Origin of the sequence: Pedobacter ginsengisoli (genome assembly GCF_030244015.1) — a bacterium.
In the GTDB taxonomy this organism is placed as follows: Bacteria; Bacteroidota; Bacteroidia; order Sphingobacteriales; family Sphingobacteriaceae; genus Pedobacter; species Pedobacter ginsengisoli.
The window spans coordinates 1,254,309-1,273,645 of the sequence record NZ_JASSYX010000001.1 but is presented as its reverse complement, the minus strand read 5'-3'; the positions used below and the strand labels follow the sequence as shown (position 1 = coordinate 1,273,645).

The following is a 19,337-nucleotide window of genomic DNA, read 5'->3' as shown; positions in this document are numbered from 1 at the left end:
TTAAATAAGGGTCAGCACCAGGTAAGATTACAACGCTTTAGCAGTCTTTATTTCTTCCACAACTGCTCCGCACTCCATCATTTCATCACCATAATACGGATTTTGTATTTTCTGTTCATCAGCCAGCCAATCTCCCCCGTTACCGTCGTTTGCCATCGGGCAATGCTGAACATATATCACTCCTTTTTTCAGATCCGCATGCCTGAACAAGGCGATCACATCTGAACTTAAGGCTGTAAATTCTTTTCTTTGCGCAGCAATATCTTTAGCCGAGGAAATCTTGTCTGCAATCAGCGCTGTATTTTCGCATCCTTCACGTGCTTTCAGACTTTTGGACAAGTCAGCAGCAAGCTTCTTCGCATCCTCAAAATTTGCAGCAACCAATGCATTTTTTAAAGCAATATAGCCATCATATATAGCTTGCTCAACAGGTTTAGACAACTCCGTTCCGGATGATACACCGGCTGTCTTTACAGCCGTGCTGTCTGCAGTGGAACTGTCCGCAGCTGCGCCTGTATTACCTGTATTATTATTGGTACATGAAAACAAGGTTAACAAAACCAGTCCTAAAATATAATTTTTCATAAGCTTATATTTGATAATAAGTATTCTGTCCCTGCTTTTGATCGTGTAAATGGAATTTCATGATGGAAATTACACAATTACAAGCCTAGCCTGGTTTTTTGGTTAAAATAACATTTTAATTTTAATAAATAAAAAAGCCTCCTGATTTTATCAGGAGGCTTTAAATAAAATGTTCAATTTCAGGATTATAATTTGAATCCGTAAGCTACACGAAGTGCAACCTGACCCAATGAACCACCTTTATATTCAGCGCCTTCGTAACGCAGGCCCAAATCAAGGCCATTGTCAAAACCGTAGCCTACTCCCGGAGCCCATAAGAAAGCTGTTTTTCCACCATCTTCGGTTGAGAATCCGGCACCCAGTTCACCTGAGAAATAAGCACTTTCTGCGAAAAAGATCTTCGCGCCTGCTTTAACAGGGATCATTCCCACGCTACTTTTTCCGCTAATGTCTTTAAATTTGTCTTTAACCATCCAGCTATTGTAACCAGCGGAAAGCAAACCCGAGATATTAGAGCTGAAATCTTTTTGCAAGCGGAGATCACCTCCAATTACAAATCCATAAGGATCATCTGTAGGAATACCAGCGTTTACCCCAATACCCAATCTCAGTGCTTTCGAATCTCCCGATTGCGCATTAACATTAGTAGCAAAGAACAACGCAACTGCAGCTACTGCAGAAACTATTAATTTTTTGGAATTTTTCATCTTCATGTTTTGTTAAATTAATCTTTGGATAATAGTTATATCCGGACAACCAATTACAAATCACATGCCACACCCGGAAAAATACGTTATTTGTTTTCAATAAGCCATTCAGAAAAAGAGGCTAAAACCCTTTCAAACAGAGCACTTGCACCATCTTCGATATTGAACCAATTGATCTTTACCCCGTCCTTCTCCATCTTTCTAAAAAAGGTCATTTGTCTTTTAGCAAACTGACAAATTGCTACAGCAAGCCGTTCCTTAAGATCGTCATAACTGAGCTCACCAAAAATATAAGCGGTAACAAATTTATATTCCAGTCCATAAAAAGAAAGCATTTCAGCCGGCACACCGGCATCAATCAGGCCCCTAACCTCATCGATCAGACCTTCATTCAGCCGGTCGTTCAATCTCCTGATCACCCTGTTCCTTCTGTGTTCCACATCAGCAGTTAGCCCTGCTACAAATGGCGCTATAACCGGCCGGTACACGACATCCAGTTTGTGCTGGCTCAGATATTCTGCAATCTCAATTGCCCTGATCAGCCGCTTATGTGAGGAAAAATCGGCATGCGCAATAAATTCATCAGGATACTTTCCAAGTTTTTGTTTTAAAGATCCGATATCCCAGGTCAGCAAAGAATTTCTCAATGCATCATCAACCGGAATGGCGGTATATTCATGATTTTGCAAAATGCTGTGTATATACATACCCGTACCCCCGCAAAGAACCGGCAAGGCACCATTATTACCAATCTGCTCAAAAGCCCTGTAAAAATCTTCTTTAAACGCATGGACATGATACCGCTCGCCGGCCTCCTTAATATCAATCAAATGACAGGGAATGCGTTTTCCGTTAATCTCATACTCGCCCAGGTCCTTTCCTGTGCCAATATCCATCCCTCTGAATACCTGCCTGCTGTCTGCACTGATGATCTCGCCATTCAAAGCATCAGCAAGCCGCACGGCAAGCTTTGTTTTGCCGGATGCAGTCGCGCCCAACAGAACCAGTAATGGATTTTGAATCATAATTAAACGCTAGCGGATTGCAAGTATAACATAAATTTCAAATTACCGGTATTAAAAATCTTTACATACCTGTCGGCAACGCTCTCCTCAAAAAAATTCGCCGGCAGACGATGTCTAAAATACCGTTTCAGCGTCAACAGATCGAGCCATATTTCCGCCGGCGGCGTTACATCAGACAATACAAAACCCGCTTTCTCATAAGCCTGGCCAAGCGACCAGTCACGGTCGGCATAACTCATTACATCATGCGGCCGGTATAACTCCATAAAATGCTTCAGTAATTTTGTAAAGCCACCGGTCACCGTATATCCGGTGCGTGTAGCAAAACGGATCAGCTCAGCTGACCTGTATTCCGGCCCTCCTTTTTTCATATACCTCAGGTTACTGAAACCGGCTACAGCAACCAGACGCTTACCATCATGCAATGCAAACCTGTATTTTGCTTTTGCCGTTCCCTGCAAATGGTGCGCTTCAAAAAACTCATCTGCTTCCTCCTGACCAATCTTAATGACATTTGTTTTTCGTCCGTGAATGCGCTCATTGAACCCCAGAATAGATCCGACCCTGCCCACAACTTGATCCCTTCTGCTCCGCCAGATATCTTCCCACAGATGAACCAGGTAAAACCCCTTAGACTTGTATTCCTCCTGCAGCAAAACAAGACCGGCCGCATCGGGCACACAATCAGGTGAAAGCAGGCTCAGCACCACATTCCGCTGTCCAAACGAAAGACATACAACGGCACCGGTCTCAATAAGTTCTACAGGTAAATTAAAAGCTGAAAAGCTTTCCAGCACATCCCGGTGCCACAATGGTACTATACCCAATCTTTTTCTTTATATATCTTAAACCCTTCAGCCAGCGCGTCCTCTATGTGCGAAAGCAGCAATTCATCCAGCTTTTTGATGTGGAAGCACGATTTGCCCTTCAGCAGTTTCAGCAGGTCTTCATCAAAAACCTGTTTCATATCAGGCTCTGCATAAACCGGCATAAAATAAAAACCAACATAACTTTTTTGAATCACTACACTGGCAAAAAAAACCTCATCCTTCTTTTTGCCCCCGATCACTACATTTTTATTGCTCCAGAGGTCATAAGTGGTCTCACTGTTTACACGGTTATCAAATCCCATTACCGCATAGGGCTGCAAAGAAGCCCTGATGGTTTGAAAAATCTCAACAAAGTCTGTTTTTGTCTCGTTCATGTGAATAAGGATTTAAATTACAACACGTTCTTCCCGATATTGTTTGCACCTAGTCCAGGTCCAGCCACCATTCCTTAACCAGATACTGTTGCCCTAAAATAACTGATTCCCCCATCAAAGGAGTAATGATCTTCAAATTTTCTTCAGCAGCCTTTTTTACCACCCGTTTTACCGGGTCATTCCAGTCGTGCATGGCCAGTGTAAACTTGCCCCAGTGAACCGGCAAAAGCACTTTAGCCCTTAGGTCAAGCGCCGCCTGTACCGTTTGTTCAGGAAACATATGGATGTAAGGCCAGTAAGTATTATACTGCCCGCATTCCAGGATTGCCAGATCAAAGGGCCCATAAACATCTCCGGCAGTTTTAAAATGACTGTCATATCCCGAATCTCCCCCAAGATACAATCTCGCAGAGGCCGTCTGCAATACAAAAGCCGACCAGACACTCTGGTTTCTTTTAAACCTTCTTCCTGTAAAATGCCTGGCAGGAAGGGCCGTAAATGTCAAACCATTTGCGATGACCTCCTCTCCCCATGCCAGTTCAGTGATCCTGTCTGCAGGAACGCCCCATCGTTCGAGATGGGCACCTGCCCCTAAGGAAGTAATGAACCGCCTGGTCTTTGCCTTCAGCTTTAAGATACTTGCATAGTCCAGGTGATCATAATGATCGTGCGTGATGAGCACAATATCCAGTTCCGGAAAATCTTCCGGCGCTACGAAATCCGTTCCGGCAAACCGCCTGGTGCCGATAAAAGAAAAAGGCGAAGTCCGTTCACTGAACACCGGATCAACCAGTATATTTAAGCCCTCAGCCTGCAAAAAATAAGAAGAATGCCCAAACCAGATCACCTTCAGACCAGATACCGGAGAAAAATCAGGAGCAACAACAGGGATTGTTTTTGCCGGCCTCCCATTCTTATTGCCTTTCAGCATGCCCTTTATCATGTCCCCATAAGTGACCCCATCAGGCTTCATTGGCGTAAAAGACAAGTTTTGCAAAGCACCATCTTTATAGTTTGGCAGCGCTTTGATCCTTGCCAGGCGCAGGCCTTTTGGCAAACTGCCAAACGCAGGCAGATTGAGCACACAAACAACCAGCAAAATCAAAGCGGCAATAAACACCAATGCATACATATCAGTAAATCTAAGTTAATTTTTCGGCCAATCCAGCACCAGCCATCAGCAATTCATTAGTAATCAACCTCGTATAATCTGTGATCTCCGCTTTAAAATCAGAGACAGAGGCGCCCGACCGGATCTCCTCCAGCCGCTTCTCCCATTGCCCGGTCAGTTCGGCCTGCGCGATCTTCTGGTCCTTTACCACATCATATACCGCCAGTCCCTTCGGTGTAGGCACCAGGTTCCGCTTTTCCCTGACGATGTATTCCCGGTTCAGCAAAGTCTCAATGATCGCTGCCCTGGTGGCCGGAGTACCCAGACCGCTGTCTTTCATGGCATACCGCAATTCCTCATCTTCTATGTCTTTGCCCGATGTTTCCAGCGCCTTCAGCAAAGAAGCCTCATTGTACATCGCCTTCGGCTTGGTTTGCTTTTCCAGCAATGCCTTATTGACCACCGGCAACGCCTCACCTGCCTTTACCTTTGGCAGAGAAGGGTTCTCCTCATCCTTTTTCTCCTCATCGGATTCATTAAATACCGAGCGCCATCCCGCAGAGCGGATCACTGTGCCATTGGCTACAAAAACAGAACCCGATTCTACAGTGATCTTAGTCACTTCCTTCACACATTCCTGGTGGAAAGCCTCCAGCATTCTGCCAGCTACCATATCGTAAACAGCGAGTTTATCGCCGCTCAGCTGATACGGCGACTCCCCCGTGGTCAGTATCGCATGGTGGTCCGTCACTTTTTTGGCGTTGACGCTTCTTTTATTCAGAGTTGCCGTCAGCAAAAACTCCGCCTGACGGCCAAAATCTTTATGGTCCGTCAGCTTACCAATGAGCGCAGGCACACCCGCAAAAACATCGTCACCGATATACCTGCTTCCCGTACGCGGATACGTCACGAGCTTACTTTCATACAAACCCTGCAAGATATTCAGCGTCTGGTCTGCCGTAAGGCCCTTCCGCTTATTGGCCTCCTGCTGCAAACTGCTCAGGTCATGCAGCAAAGGCGGCGGTTCCTTCCTCGGCTTAGCTTCGACAGTAAGTATCTTTCCTCCCGCCGGAAAACCTGAAACCGTATCTTCAATCTTCGCAAATAAGGCTTCCGCATCCTCTTTCTTATCGAAATTATTGACAGACATGGCCCTGAACAGCTGCCCGTCCTTATCCAGCTGTATGGCCAGCTGGTAATAGGTCTGCGGAATAAAATTTTTGATTTCCAGGAACCTGGAGCAGATCATGGCCAGCGTCGGAGTCTGCACCCTGCCCAGCGACAATACCGAACGTGAACCGGCGGAAATGCTCAATGCCTGCGTCGCGTTCATACCCACCAGCCAGTCAGACTCCGACCTGCAGTGTGCCGAATTAAAAAGCGTATCGTAATCCGTTCCCGGCTTCAGGTTCCTGAAGCCCTCTTTGATTGCCTCATCAGTCTGTGAAGAGATCCATAGCCGTTTAAACGGCTTTTTACATTTCAAAAAATAATAGATATACCTGAAGATGAGTTCACCCTCACGTCCCGCATCCGTTGCCACAATGATTTCAGTAGCCTCGTCAAACAATTTCTTAATGATGTCCAGCTGTTTCCTTACCCCGGGATCCTCCACCATACCGTCTTTAGTCCTGATCTTCCGGATGCCCAGTTTGAACTTGGCGGGCAGCATCGGCAAATGTTGTCTCCTCCAGCCGATATAGCCATATTCCTGGGGCGGCGCCAGTTGCAGCAGATGCCCGAATGCCCAGGTAAAAGAATATCCCTTGCCCTCGATATAACCATCCCTTTTTGTTGTAGCCCCGAAGACTTTAGCCAACTCACGCCCTACCGAGGGCTTTTCTGCAATAACGATCTTCATAATCTATTCAAAAATGTCTAATCCTGTCTTAAATGTGTTGCAATGTGCATCCACAATATCCTTAATATTGGGCGAATACCCGCCGCCCATGCTGACCTGTACCGGCAAACCGTTGTCCTTACAAAAGCGGAATACCAAACGGTCGCGTTCTCTGCAGCCAAATTTAGTAAGTGCCAGTTTGCCCAGGCTGTCACTTTCCAAAACATCCACACCAGAAAGGTAAAACACAAAATCCGGTTTTTCCCTTAGCAGGCCCTTCAGTGCAATCGCCAGCCTGGTTAAAAATTCATCATCCTCACAACCATCTTCCAGTGCAATATCCAGATCCGAACGCTCCTTTCTAAAAGGAAAGTTTTTCTCACCGTGCATAGAAAAAGTAAACACCCCTGGCTGTCCGTAAAAGATCTCAGCCGTTCCGTTTCCCTGGTGCACATCTAAATCAATGATTAAGATCCGTTTGGCCAAACCCCTGCTCAATAAATAATTAGCGGCAATCGCCTGATCGTTCAGCAGGCAAAACCCCTCACCCCAGCTACTCCCGGCATGGTGTGTGCCACCGGCTACATTAAAGGCAATTCCATATTGCTGCGCATACAGCGCCCCCTCAACAGATCCCTGGGCTATCCTCAATTCACGCTCAAGCAATTGCGCAGTCAACGGAAAACCGATCCTTCTCTGCTCTTTGGCAGGTAGAGTTAAGTCCCGCAGCTGTTCCCAGTACCCCGGATCATGGGTCAGCAAAACCAGTTCCTCGTTCAGTGGTTCAGGCGCAAACAGATAATCAGACCTGATCAGGCCCTCATGCAGCAGCTGTTCTGGAATTAGTTCGTACTTGATCATCGGAAAACGGTGACCTTCAGGCAATGGATGAGCATATGAAGGATGCCAGGCTATTTTGACCATATCAGTTGAGCAGCTCCCCCACGTGTTTTTCTATGTTGTCACAAATCTCATCGACAGGAAGGTCATTGGCATCTTCTCCAAACGGGTTCTCAATCTCTTCAGCGATAAGCTCTAAACTAGCCAGTACATACAAGATAAAAGGCACGATCGGAATCACAAAATAACCCAGGCTGAACACCCAGCCGATGGGCAATGTGAGCACATAAATGAAGATGAACTTCTTGATGAATGCACTGTAAGAATACGGGATCGGCGTTTTTTTAATCCGCTCACAGCCACCGCAAATATCGGTGAATTGCTGAACATCTGCATTAAGTATGATCAGTTGTTCCTGGCTGATCTCCCCATTGGCCTGCATCTCAAATATCCGGGCCGATATGCTTGCCGCTACCTGGTTTGGAATGTGCTTACCGCCGTCCACTTCTATCAGTAAACTGTTCTTTCCAAAATACTGCCTTTCCCGCAAATGTTCTTTCAGAGCAAAGGCATATTTTGGTATGGCATAATTGAAAAACTCCAGATGTGCCGCACCCGGTTTCAGAGATTTGATCTTAATCGCAAAATTACGGCTCACATTGGTCAGCGATCCCAGCATCCTCCTGCCTTCCCACCACCTGTCGTACGAGGTATTGGTCCTGAACACCAAAAGCATAGAAATTACGAAACCCAGCAAATTGTGCATCATGCCTATATTTTTAACATAGGCAGTTTCAGCCAGCTTCAAATAATTGAGTTCAAAGAAGGCGATCAGTGCAGAAAATATGCCCACACTCAGCATCAGCGGCCACAGCTTTCTGAAGGTATCCGCCTTGTGAAAATGAAATATAAAATTGACCCAGTCCTTGGGATTGTAATTGATCATGCAGATAATTCCTTTTGAATAAAAATACTAATATTCAGCCAATGTCATTTAAAATTATTCAATACGCCACTTAAATTCGCAGAGCTTTACCAATGCTCAGCAACAGCTCACCGGTGCGAAACACATCTTCAAACGAATTATACATAGGCACGGGGCTGAGCCTGATCACATTAGGTTCGCGCCAGTCGCCCAGTACGTTGGCAGCTACCAATTGCTCAAAAATATACCTGCCATTTTGCTTTGCAATGATAGAAACCTGTGCGCCCCGGTCAGCTTCGCCCGGGGGTGTAATTATTTTATATTGCACTTCACCTAAATGTTTATTCACCTCATTAACAATATAAAAAAGGTATGCGGTTAAAGTTTTACTCTTAGCACGCAATGGCTCTATAAACCCTGCTTTTTCAAACAGCTGCAAGGAGGCATGATACAGTGCCATAGGCATCACCTGGGTACAGCTCACTTGCCAGCCATCGGCTCCAGCCTCCGGTACAAATCCTTTTTCCATCTTAAAGCGCTGCTGTTCCCGGTAGCCCCACCATCCGGCAAACCTGTTCAAAGTGGCATCGCCGAAATGCTTTTTGTGAACAAAGATTCCGCTGATCCCGCCCGGCCCCGAATTCTGATACTTGTAAGAACACCAGCAGGCAAAGTCTATCCCCCAGTCATGAAGCTGCAGAGGCACGTTTCCCGCAGCATGTGCCAGGTCAAAACCAACTACCGCGCCTGCTTCATGACCTGCTTTAGTGATCGCTTCCATATCATACCACTGACCGGTAAAATAATTGACCCCGCCAAATAGCACCAAAGCGATTTCCTCACCGTTCTCCCTGATCGCCGAAAGGATATCTTCCGTTCTCAAGGTGTATTCGCCGGCGCGCGGGGCCACTTCTATGATCGCTTCAGCCGGATCATAACCATGGAAACGCACCTGGCTTTCAATAGCGTACTGATCAGAAGGAAATGCACCCGCCTCCATGATGATCCTGAACCTGCTTTTTACCGGCCTGTAGAAACTGACCATCAGCAGGTGCAGGTTTACTGTCAGTGTATTCATAGGACACACCTCCTGCGCACTGGCACCTACGATCGGTGCGATTAGCTTTTTTAACTCCTTATGATAGAACATCCAGGGGCTGTCCCCCTCAAACCAGCCCTCTACAGCCAGGTTCTGCCAGTTGTTCATCTGGACATCCATTACTTCACGTGCAGCTTTAGGTTGAAGTCCTAAAGAGTTGCCGCACAAATAAATAAAAGGTTTTCCATTTTGTTGTGGGAACAGAAAATCATTCCTCAGTCCCTTCAATGGGTCCGCCTGGTCAAGACCCTGCGCAAATAATAAGTTATTCTCAAAATTCATCTGTCCAAACTTAGCCAATTTTGAGGGTTTAGCGATAATGGTGTGGAAAACAAAATACGTCGATGAGAATTAGTTTGGACATCTAGCTGTTGGGCCTGCTTACGAACTTGTTGCCCTTTATGTAATAACGCCAGGGCAGCAAAGCATGGTCACCTGCATAATCAACCCCCACCCTGGGCGAGGCCACTACAGATGATCCGGGAACAATGACCCCGTTATCTTCTATCCAGATCTCGTCACCGAGAAGGTCTTTTGCATTCAAAACTTTATCGATGCCAAGTGCTTTTGCCAGCGCACCGGGGCCTGCGGTCAGGTTGGGTTTCAATGCAGCCATATTCCTGCGCTCCAGCATTACATCCAGACCGGCTACAGGCTCAACTCCCCTGATCAATACCGCATGCGGAACACCTTCAGGTGCGGTCACTACATTGAACAAATGGTGGATCCCATAACACAGATAGACATAAGACACGCCTCCTGGCTGGTACATGATACTGGTCCTGTTGGTCAGCCGGCCGCCATAGGCATGCGATGCCTTGTCTTCAATGCCGTTATAAGCCTCGGTCTCCACAATATTGCCGCCCGTAAGCCTGCCGTCTATAAGGGTGAACAATTGTTTGCCCAGCAACTGCACAGCCAGGCTATTTACATCAGTATTTTGATAAAAAGAAAACGGAAGTTTAGGCATTGGTTTTAAATTGCTCGTTTAAATACTGATCAGGTTCAATATTTTCCTGAGATAGACTGCATCAATCTCATCGAAATGAGACAGGTGTTCACTATCCACATCCAAAACACCAATCACTTCATTGCCATTGAAAAACGGCAGCACGATCTCTGAGCGTGAAGCAGAGGCGCATGCGATATGACCCGGGAACTCATCAACATCAGGTACGATTACCGTTTCTGCCCTTTGCCATGAAGTGCCGCATACCCCGCGGCCCTTCTGTATCCGGGTGCAGGCAACCGGCCCTTGAAAAGGGCCCAGTACAAGCTCATTCGATCTGACCAGGTAAAACCCTACCCAAAACCAATTGAACTGCTCTTTTAATGCAGCAGCTATATTGGCCAGGTTAGCCGTCAGGTCAGGCTCTCCATTTATCAGTGCAGCAATTTGCGGAATGAGGGAAATGTACTGCTCTTCTTTAGAGGTGTCTTTTAAAATAACCAGGTCTTCTGCCATTTTTAATTTTATATTGTACAGCAAAAATACGAAGTATCCCCCAATTCTTCGTCAAGCTAATCTCCTCATGCACGTTGGAATGCAAATAGACAGATACACTGCTTTGCCATAGTCCACCTATAGTCCACGTATAGTCCACCTATAGTCCACGTTTTCATGAAAAAACATGGACTATACATTAAATATTCATCTATTGTATGTGAACTGATATGCAGCAGTATTGGAGCTGTTCCGGATGTTATACCTAAGTTCGCCATGAGTGAAATACTCAAAGCAATGATCGCTGATAATTACACCGGTAGCGCTAAAATCACTAAATTTGAGCGCCGAAATAACGCTGCAGCTGCAGTAATGATTTATAGGTACTTACAAATATAATCAGATATGCATAAAAAAACTTTTGTAGCCCTGGTGCTCAGCATTCCTTTGTGCCTGCTTTTGATCCTTCAATCTGCATATAAACCCTGGGAAGAAGGAATGTTTCCGCTCAGCGAGATCCATAAGGTCGATCTGAAGAAAGCCGGATTAAAGATCAGCGTCAATGAAATTTACAATCCGAAAGCAAATAGTTTGATCGACGCACTGGTCAATGTAGGCGGCTGCACAGGTTCATTTATTTCCAATGAGGGACTGATCATCACCAATCACCATTGCGCGTTCAGCGCGGTACAACTGGCCAGCACACCAGAAAATGATTACCTGAACAAGGGTTTTGTCGCCAGAGGACGGGAACAGGAAATCGAAGCGAAGGGACTGACCTGCCGCATCACTGACAGTTACGACGATGTATCTGACCGGGTACTCGGTGCGGTGACACAAATCAGCGACCCTGCATCGAGACTGAAGCTCATCAATGATGCGATGAAAAACATCGCTGCTGAAGCAGAAAAGAAGGACCCGTCGATAAAAGCCGAAGTCTCAGAAATGTTTATTGGAAAAACCTATGTGCTGTTCCGTTACAAGACGATACAGGATGTTAGGCTGGTATATGTGCCCAACAGGCAGATCGGCGAGTTTGGTGGTGAAACCGACAACTGGGTATGGCCGCGCCATACAGGTGATTTCTCTTTTATGCGTGCTTATGTGGCTCCGGATGGTTCTCCGGCAAAATTTGCGAAGGACAACATCCCTTACAAGCCTAAAAAATTTCTCCGGGTAAATCCGAACGGAACGAACGAAGAAGACTTCGTGTTCATTCTCGGTTATCCGGGCCGTACTTATCGTCACCGCCCTGCTCAGTTCATCGAATATCAGCAAAAATTTGTACTTCCTTACGTAGCCGATCTTTATGATTTTCAGAACGGGGTTATGGAAAAAGCAGGCAAAAACGACAAGACCCTGGAGCTAAAACTGGCAACCCGCATCAAAAGAAACGCGAATACGCTCAAAAATTACAGGGGCAAAATACAAGGCCTTAAAGGAATAGACCTCGTTTCACAAAAGAAAAAGGAGGATGCCGGTCTGGCTCAGTTCATTAATGGCAATGTAAGCCTCAAAGCAAAATACGGCAGCCTGATGGCCGATATTGACAACCTGTACAAGATCATCAACGGTGATGCGCAGCGGGACCTCTGGTTTACGCAAATCTATACCTCTACCACTCTGATCACAGTAGCTAAGAACATCAATGCTTTTAAAGCGGCTCTGGACGCACAGCCTGCGGCACAAAAGCAGGCTTTCTTTGAGCAGAACCTGCCAAAACTGAAACAGATACTGGAAAAAAATTATGAGTCTTACGACTTTGATGTCGATAAAATGATCTTTAAGCGGATGCTGGAAGACGCGGCGGCATTCAACCTGACTCAAAAGGTGGATGCGGCAGGCAAGATCAGCGGCAGGGGCTCTGATGTAAAAACAGTGATCGATCAATATGTAGAGACTACACTGGGAATCAGCAAACTCAACAACCAGTCGTATGTGTTCAATACCATACTGCTTTCACCCAAATCGGTGGCCAACTATAATGATGGTGTGATGATCTTTGAGAAAGAGATTGCAAAACAGATCACAGAGCTCAGTCCGGAAAAAGACCGCAGGGAGGGCTTGCTGAACAAGCTCATGGGCGATTATGTCAATGTAAAAGAGCGGTTCCTTCAAAAGAACTTCATTCCTGATGCCAACAGTACACTAAGGCTCACCTATGGGCATGTGCGCGGTTACAAACCGGCCGATGCGACCTATCTGCGTGCCTATACCAGCATCCGGGGAATTATAGAAAAGGGTTCCAGCGGAAATCCGGATTTTGCCTACCCTGAACAGATCAGGACCCTGTGGGAGGCTAAAGATTTTGGCCCTTACGCAAAGAAGAATTTGAACGATGTACCAGTGGCCTTTCTTTACAATATGGATACCACCGGCGGCAATTCCGGTTCGCCGGTTATGAATGCCCTGGGTGAGCTGGTGGGTGTAAATTTTGACCGGTCCTACAGCGCCACTATAAATGACTATGCCTGGAATGAAAGTTACAGCCGGTCGATCGGTGTAGACATCCGCTATATTTTATGGGTGGCGTCCAAAATAGATAAAGCAGATTTCCTGGTCAGGGAAATGGGTGTAAAATTATAAAAAACGATATCAGAAAATGAGAGTAATAGCAGAACTTCCCCACCCCGATTGTAAGATCACATTGTTCAATATGAACCAAAAATACATTGTCAAGTTTGAGCAGGGAACGCTCGAGCAAAGCTATAAACTATCGGAGCTGGACCTCAGTGGGGGTGGGGTAAACGAGATATTCCAGATTCTGGACGAGGCATTTATTGCGACTGTGGTGGAACGTTTCAAAGGGATGAGGACTGATTTTTCAGCGGCATACAACAGGCAGCAGTACTAGTTGACATAGAACACCTTAATCAACTGTATTATAGATACATTAACTACAATTCAGAATAATATTCTGCGATTTGACCTATTAATGTTCCTTAAATGAGCCATTAGTGGTATTAAATATTTAAATGACCAGGAATAATGCATCTGATTTACAAAAAGATATGTCAATTGACCAAACATTATATGGCCGGCAAAAAGTGCCAAATATCCGGGAGGTTTACTCAAAATAAGGCGCGGCACCTGATGATTTCCGAATAACGGAAAACCGTAGGTAATGTAGATATTATTTTCAATATTTGTACGTTATTTAAGCAAATGAAAATCAACCCATGACTATAAAACCAGGCACGCTGTTAAAGGCATCGATCATCTTACTGACAGTGTTTGCTTCCTGCAAAGAAACGGAAAGTATAAAGCGGGACATCATCATCACCCCTGCCGGTTCTGAGTTTACCATTCCTGTTATTTCCAATACCAATAATGGACAGGTGGCCGGAGCATTTGAAGCTTCGGTAGACATCGAACAGGAGATGCATAAAGTTACCGGAGAGTTCGGGCTTGACAACATCAATGACCTGAGGATTACAGCCCTTAAACTTGAACTTGTGGACACTCCTATTATGGATGACAATAACCTGGGGAATTTTGAAGGGATTCAGGTTGAGATCAGCAGCGCAGGAAAAAAGGCCACATTGGCCAGGGTTACCGACAATTCATCCGCAAAAAGCGGGAGTATCATGGTTCCGGGCGGTGTCCCGACTGCTGATCTGAAAGATATCTTAAATGCTCCATCTTTTAACTATGACATCCGGGTTAAATTGAGAAAACCGACCACTAAGGAATTGAAGGCTAAGGTGACCGCCAGCTATACGATTACGGTAGGATTTTAAGTTATTGCTGTTTTCTGACGGCTTTGTCCCACATTACGGACTGTCCTACAGAGAAAAACCTGAACAGTCCGGCCATAACCGCATAGTTCATGATGCAGAAATAATAGGGAATGAATAATATTTTAATACGTAGTTTTCTGTCCTCCAGTATTTTACCAAGATAAGCGGAAAGATAAAATAAGACCTGCGCAACCAGCAGGACACGGTAAAGACCAGGTCCGCTGTCTAAAACAATAAGTACATTCAGTATAAAAGCAAGAATCATTAACGAGGGGGTTATGGTCCACCGCAGTACCCGGTGGCTGATGTACTGAAAGGACAGTACCGGGAAGCGGAACGGATTGAGCAGTGACCTGAGCCAGATGACTGACTGTATCCCTCCTGCCGCAATCCTCACTTTACGCTTGAGTTCTTCAGCAATATTTGCGGAAGTGTCCTCCTGTGCGTAGGCTTCGGGTTCATAAACGATCACGTATCCTTTTTCAGCGATGCGCATAGAGATCATGAAATCGTCTAAAATGCTGTTGGATGGTACCGGTTCATAAAGTGTCTTCCGGATACTGAAAAGCTCTCCGGCCGCGCCAACTACTGAATGCAGTTCTGAGTCCCATTCCTTGAGCTTAGATTCGTACTTCCAGTAAAAGCCCTCGCCTGCCGTAGCGTCTGCAGCGGCGTCGATAATGACCCGCTTCTCTCCGGCTACTGCTCCCACTTTTGGGTCGCCGTAGTGACGGCCGATCAGTGCCAGCGCATCTTCATTGAGAAAGGTGTTTGCGTCTGTAAAGATGATGATGTCTGATGTGACCTGCTCAATGGCACGGTGTACGGCAGATATTTTACCTTTGCGCTCGTCGGTGTGGAGTAATTTGATCTGCGGGTATGTAGCTATAATTTCCGGACTGCCGTCTGTTGAACCATCGGTTACAAAGATAAGCTGAAGTTTTCCTTCGGGATATTTTAGCGACAAGGTATTGGCTATTTTTTCTTTTATCAGGCCTCTCTCATTGTATGCGGCAACAATTAGTGTACAGGCAGGCAGATCATCGAAATCTAATAATTTTCTCTTAGCGGGCTTAAAAAGTCTTTTGATGCGAACCAGCAGGTACAGTAGTATGCCGTAACCGAAAAAGGTATAGAAAACCAGGAATACCGAGATCCAAAAAATTGTTGTCATATGATCAAAGCTATCATTATTTAAATTGATATCCGAGATCTGTGCTGTTTGTTTTGTGGGTCAGGTTCCAGTTAATGGCCTTTAATAGCACTTTGATGAATCCCGGGGTACCCGAAGTTAGGTATTTAATGATGTTCCTGGGCGTGACAAACGTGATGAAATAAAGGAAAAAGAACAGTTGCTGATGGGTTTTCGCATTGCGGCGAATGAAAAGTATCCGGTTGCGGTTCATAAAATATTCTTTCAACGCGCTGTTTTTGCCAACAGAAAGGGATTCTTTATGATAGATGGTTGCATTGGTATTGATCCAGATCTCGTATCCGGCTCTTTTTATCCGGTCACACCAGTCCATTTCCTCGTAGTAAAGGAAAAAGTTTTCGGCCATGAGGCCTGTTTTGTCTATGGCGTCGCGTCTGACCATCATGGCCGCCCCGTGCGCATAGCCCGTTTGACAGATGCGGTTGCGGTACTGGCCCCGGTCGGTTTCAAACTGACCGATGCAATGATTTCGGCAGGTGTAGTAATTCATTCTTGTAAAGCCGGCATATTGCACAATTGCCTGATCGTCAAAGTAGTTGATCTGTGGAGAAACCGCCCCAATTAGCGGATTATTATCTAAGGTTCCGGACAATGTCCCGAGCAGTCCGGCGGTAAATTCGGTATCATTATTCACAAAAAATAAATATTCTCCGCCGGACTGTTTTACCCCCAGGTTGTTGCCGCCGGCAAAACCGAGATTCTGAGCGGAACGGATGTAAAGGATATTTGGGAAAGCGGTTTTGAATAATGCTTCATTATCAATATCACTTCCGTTATCCACTAAAATTATCTCTATATTAGCTTTAGGATAGTGCTGATCAATAGATTTCAGCAATTCCAGAGTTGCCTGGTGCTGATTGAAATTTACTGTTATAATCGATATCAAACCCATTATTTTATTTAGTGCTTAACATTCAAATAGACCATTTTGCCTGATAAAAACAAACTTACAGCAGATCTGCAGCGTTTTGAACAGCTTAATGCTAAAGATGAGCAATTAATTCAAAAACTAGATGAATTTATGCTGCTTCTGGAAAAAAGTGAGATTGACTCTGAGAACATCAAAGGGATGAAAATCAGGGTCAATAAGGCTTTGGATCAGAAATTGCGTGGTGGTGAGCTCATTCAGGAAATTAAGCACCTGAGCCTTTCTGGCATGGAAAAAATGGACCAGCTGGACCAGCTGGAACAAATTTTAAACACTAATTACCTGGACTCCAGACAGGTAAGTAAAAACAAAATCAGCGACGGCCTGGGGAAAATCGTACGGGTGCTCATTGGTTTTCTCTTCATCACACTGGGGTTTGCGATGATCATTATGCCGGCTCCTCCTTATTTCGAAATGTTTACCATCTTTCACTTTACGCCTGATGACGGTGTAACGCTGATGGACCTTATTTCCCTGATCATCATTGCAATGGGTACATTTATTGTTATAAGGTCTCTTTTAAATCAAAAAAAATGAGCAAAACAATCCTGATGGTCGATGACGACATTGTGCAGTTGGAACTCTTCAAAAAATTATTGACATCAAACGGATATATCTGTAAAGTAGCCCTTTCTGTAGACATTGCGGAATCGATCCTTAAACATGAAATTCCCGATCTGATCATTTCCGATTACCAGATGCCTGTCAAAGATGGATTTGACTTCAGGCGGATATTATTGCAGAACGACTTGCTCAAGCAAGTCCCCTTCCTCTTCCTTACATCGGTAAATGACAATAATTTTGTACAGCAGGGACTTGACCTAAAGGCAATAGATTACATCAGTAAGGGAACGCCGGCCAAGCAGATCCTCTCTAAGATCGACAATCTGATGCGGTCCGTGAGGCAGCATTATGAAAAATCACTGAGTGAGATCAAGGGGATAGCTGAAAAGCTGAACCTGAGAAATACGCCTTCCGCGACACCGGTCCTGAAGAATTTTTCTGTCAGCTTTTTTAATACCAGCTACCAGGATCATCCTGGCGGTGATTTTATTGATTTCATCCAGGTCAATGAACGTTTTACTTTTATTATATTGGGTGACGTGATGGGAAAAAAATGGGGAGCCTGGTTCTTCTCATTCAGTTTTTTGAGCTATATCAGGTCTGCCATCAGGCTTTGTGTTTATGACGGAAACTTTTCATTGTCTGAAATTATGGCTAAATTGAACAGGGTCATTCATTTTGACGAATTGCTGGGTGATATATTTTCAACTCTTAGTATTGTACTGATCGATGATGATACCCAAAAGATAAACTATGCCGGGGCCGGCGATCTTCCTTTGCTAAAATATGAAAAAGGAAAAGCTGATTTACAAAGCTATCAGTCCGAAGGCATATTACTCGGCTTTCTTGCTGAAAGTAATTTTAATGAAACCGAAATAGAACTGGGCAGCAATGATGAGCTGTACCTGATCTCCGACGGAATGATCGACTTCGAGACAGCAGGTGTAAAACGTTCAGATATTAATATATTTAAATCAAAATTGCATCAGCTAAAAGAAAGCGGGAAATCTGCAGACGATATTAATTATATTTTATTCAACAAAAATACCACGCAGGTAGACGATTGCAGCATCATTACCATAAAAAAAATAAAAAATGAAGATAAGTAAACAACAATCAGGTGATATAGGTGTTATTATCATAGAAGAGAAAGAAGCTAATCTTTCCAATTCTGATGAGTTTAAAGAATTGATTTTAGAAGAAATCACTAGCGGTACAAGGAAACTTATAATTTCTTTTAAGCAGGTAGAATATCTGGATAGTTCTTTTCTTGGTGCCCTGGTGGCAATTCTGAAAGCATTATTACCCTACAACGGCAAATTGATTTTGACGGATATGAATGATGATATTGTGAATTTATTTCAGTTGACCAGACTGGACAAAATCTTTATATTACACAATGATCTGGAAAACGCGGTTAAAGAATTCTAATGAATAAAACGCTTCCTATAATACTGCATCTGGACATCCCAAAACATGTGGATGAGATTTACAGTTTTACCAAGACGGTACTTGCTACAATAATGGAATACAAGGAACTGGACCTCGCGCAGCAGCGCAGGGTTAAAATGATCATGGTAGAATTGGTTACCAACTCTATTAAACATTCTACTGATGAAAATTCAAGCATCAAATTAGCAATAGACCACCCGACTGTATGTATTGAAAAATTTGAAAAAGGGCTGAAGATCGAATTTAGTTCTACTGCTCAGCAAATTCCATTTGAAGAGATCGACAAGACCATAAAAATCTCTTTTTCTGAAGAAAATAACCATCACATACAAACCCTTGACAGGTATAAATTCAAGTTTTTAAATCCGTTTGTTGAGGGGCTAAGCCTGGATCAGATCCCTGAGCATTTTGGATTTTACATCATTACGCTGGCTTCTGATAGTTTTGTTTACCAGTATGATCCGGAGATGAAAGAAAACAGGTATATTGTTAATTTAAACCTGTAGAAAAGATTACTCAAATGCAGCCAAGGGAAGGAAAAAAATCCCCATTTTTTTGAACAATTAAAAAAGCAAAATCAAATAAAAGTACCCCTGGATATCCACCAATGGTATTTTCTTATTTCTGCCGGCATGAACGATTACGGGTATGATTTTGGCG

General features: G+C 44.5%; 21 protein-coding genes. 7 read left to right on the top strand and 14 right to left on the bottom strand.

Annotated elements, in window-relative coordinates; all coding sequences use genetic code 11:
• Positions 1–27: 27 nt before the first annotated feature.
• From QEP08_RS05465 to QEP08_RS05410, 12 genes are all read right to left on the bottom strand, one after another.
• Entirely contained in the window at positions 28–585 is a 558-nt protein-coding gene (locus QEP08_RS05465) for a DUF3347 domain-containing protein (RefSeq protein ID WP_285056472.1), read from the bottom strand.
• Between the two features lie 185 nt (positions 586–770).
• Positions 771–1,292, bottom strand: a complete 522-nt coding sequence (locus tag QEP08_RS05460) for an outer membrane beta-barrel protein (protein WP_285056471.1) — start codon at positions 1,290–1,292, stop codon at positions 771–773.
• An 86-nt stretch (positions 1,293–1,378) separates the two neighbouring features.
• Positions 1,379–2,317, bottom strand: coding sequence for a tRNA (adenosine(37)-N6)-dimethylallyltransferase MiaA (gene miaA / locus QEP08_RS05455; protein ID WP_285056470.1), 939 nt, complete (start codon positions 2,315–2,317; stop codon positions 1,379–1,381).
• Positions 2,318–2,319: 2 nt separating this feature from the next.
• Positions 2,320–3,144 carry a hypothetical protein gene (locus tag QEP08_RS05450; protein WP_285056469.1) on the bottom strand — a complete coding sequence of 275 codons (825 nt, stop codon included), beginning with the start codon at positions 3,142–3,144 and terminating at the stop codon, positions 2,320–2,322.
• Complete coding sequence (locus QEP08_RS05445; protein WP_285056468.1) at positions 3,135–3,521, bottom strand: hypothetical protein; 387 nt, start codon at positions 3,519–3,521, stop codon at positions 3,135–3,137. The genes QEP08_RS05450 and QEP08_RS05445 overlap by 10 nt, the downstream gene beginning before the upstream one ends.
• A 49-nt stretch (positions 3,522–3,570) precedes the next feature.
• Complete coding sequence (locus QEP08_RS05440; RefSeq protein ID WP_285056467.1) at positions 3,571–4,653, bottom strand: MBL fold metallo-hydrolase; 1,083 nt, start codon at positions 4,651–4,653, stop codon at positions 3,571–3,573.
• A gap of 10 nt (positions 4,654–4,663) precedes the next feature.
• Positions 4,664–6,493, bottom strand: coding sequence for a DNA topoisomerase III (topB, locus tag QEP08_RS05435; RefSeq protein ID WP_285056466.1), 1,830 nt, complete (start codon positions 6,491–6,493; stop codon positions 4,664–4,666).
• A gap of 3 nt (positions 6,494–6,496) precedes the next feature.
• On the bottom strand, positions 6,497–7,396 hold the full coding sequence (locus QEP08_RS05430) for a histone deacetylase family protein (RefSeq protein ID WP_285056465.1): 900 nt from the start codon (positions 7,394–7,396) through the stop codon (positions 6,497–6,499).
• Between the two features lies 1 nt (position 7,397).
• A complete protein-coding gene (locus QEP08_RS05425; protein WP_285056464.1) occupies positions 7,398–8,258 on the bottom strand; it encodes a bestrophin family protein in 861 nt (286 codons plus the stop codon).
• Between the two features lie 70 nt (positions 8,259–8,328).
• The gene (gene kynU, locus QEP08_RS05420) at positions 8,329–9,636 is read right to left on the bottom strand and encodes a kynureninase (protein WP_285056463.1); all 1,308 of its coding nucleotides are present in this window, start codon (positions 9,634–9,636) and stop codon (positions 8,329–8,331) included.
• Positions 9,637–9,700: 64 nt separating this feature from the next.
• Positions 9,701–10,306, bottom strand: coding sequence for a DNA-3-methyladenine glycosylase (locus QEP08_RS05415; protein ID WP_285056462.1), 606 nt, complete (start codon positions 10,304–10,306; stop codon positions 9,701–9,703).
• An 18-nt stretch (positions 10,307–10,324) separates the two neighbouring features.
• Positions 10,325–10,801, bottom strand: coding sequence for a GAF domain-containing protein (locus QEP08_RS05410; RefSeq protein ID WP_285056461.1), 477 nt, complete (start codon positions 10,799–10,801; stop codon positions 10,325–10,327).
• Between the two features lie 384 nt (positions 10,802–11,185).
• Here QEP08_RS05410 and QEP08_RS05405 point away from each other — a divergent pair, with 384 nt between their 5' ends.
• The 3 genes from QEP08_RS05405 (at position 11,186) to QEP08_RS05395 (ending at position 14,520) form a co-directional block, all read left to right on the top strand.
• Positions 11,186–13,366, top strand: a complete 2,181-nt coding sequence (locus QEP08_RS05405) for a S46 family peptidase (RefSeq protein WP_285056460.1) — start codon at positions 11,186–11,188, stop codon at positions 13,364–13,366.
• Between the two features lie 16 nt (positions 13,367–13,382).
• Positions 13,383–13,634: a hypothetical protein gene (locus QEP08_RS05400; protein WP_285056459.1), complete on the top strand. Its 252-nt coding sequence runs from the start codon at positions 13,383–13,385 to the stop codon at positions 13,632–13,634.
• 325 nt (positions 13,635–13,959) lie between these two features.
• Complete coding sequence (locus tag QEP08_RS05395; RefSeq protein WP_285056458.1) at positions 13,960–14,520, top strand: hypothetical protein; 561 nt, start codon at positions 13,960–13,962, stop codon at positions 14,518–14,520.
• A gap of 1 nt (position 14,521) precedes the next feature.
• On the opposite strand, the gene QEP08_RS05390 is transcribed toward QEP08_RS05395, so the two are convergent.
• Both QEP08_RS05390 and QEP08_RS05385 read right to left on the bottom strand, forming a co-directional pair.
• Positions 14,522–15,694, bottom strand: coding sequence for a glycosyltransferase family 2 protein (locus QEP08_RS05390; protein WP_285056457.1), 1,173 nt, complete (start codon positions 15,692–15,694; stop codon positions 14,522–14,524).
• 16 nt (positions 15,695–15,710) lie between these two features.
• A complete protein-coding gene (locus tag QEP08_RS05385) occupies positions 15,711–16,625 on the bottom strand; it encodes a glycosyltransferase family 2 protein (protein ID WP_285056456.1) in 915 nt (304 codons plus the stop codon).
• A gap of 36 nt (positions 16,626–16,661) precedes the next feature.
• On the opposite strand from QEP08_RS05385, the gene QEP08_RS05380 reads away from it, so the two are divergent.
• From QEP08_RS05380 to QEP08_RS05365, 4 genes are read left to right on the top strand one after another with little or no spacing between them, the layout of a single operon-like run.
• Positions 16,662–17,198, top strand: coding sequence for a hypothetical protein (locus QEP08_RS05380; protein WP_285056455.1), 537 nt, complete (start codon positions 16,662–16,664; stop codon positions 17,196–17,198).
• Complete coding sequence (locus tag QEP08_RS05375) at positions 17,195–18,334, top strand: SpoIIE family protein phosphatase (protein WP_285056454.1); 1,140 nt, start codon at positions 17,195–17,197, stop codon at positions 18,332–18,334. The genes QEP08_RS05380 and QEP08_RS05375 overlap by 4 nt, the downstream gene beginning before the upstream one ends.
• Complete coding sequence (locus QEP08_RS05370) at positions 18,321–18,656, top strand: STAS domain-containing protein (protein ID WP_285056453.1); 336 nt, start codon at positions 18,321–18,323, stop codon at positions 18,654–18,656. The genes QEP08_RS05375 and QEP08_RS05370 overlap by 14 nt, the downstream gene beginning before the upstream one ends.
• Positions 18,656–19,183: a hypothetical protein gene (locus QEP08_RS05365; RefSeq protein WP_285056452.1), complete on the top strand. Its 528-nt coding sequence runs from the start codon at positions 18,656–18,658 to the stop codon at positions 19,181–19,183. The genes QEP08_RS05370 and QEP08_RS05365 overlap by 1 nt, the downstream gene beginning before the upstream one ends.
• Positions 19,184–19,337: the final 154 nt, after the last annotated feature.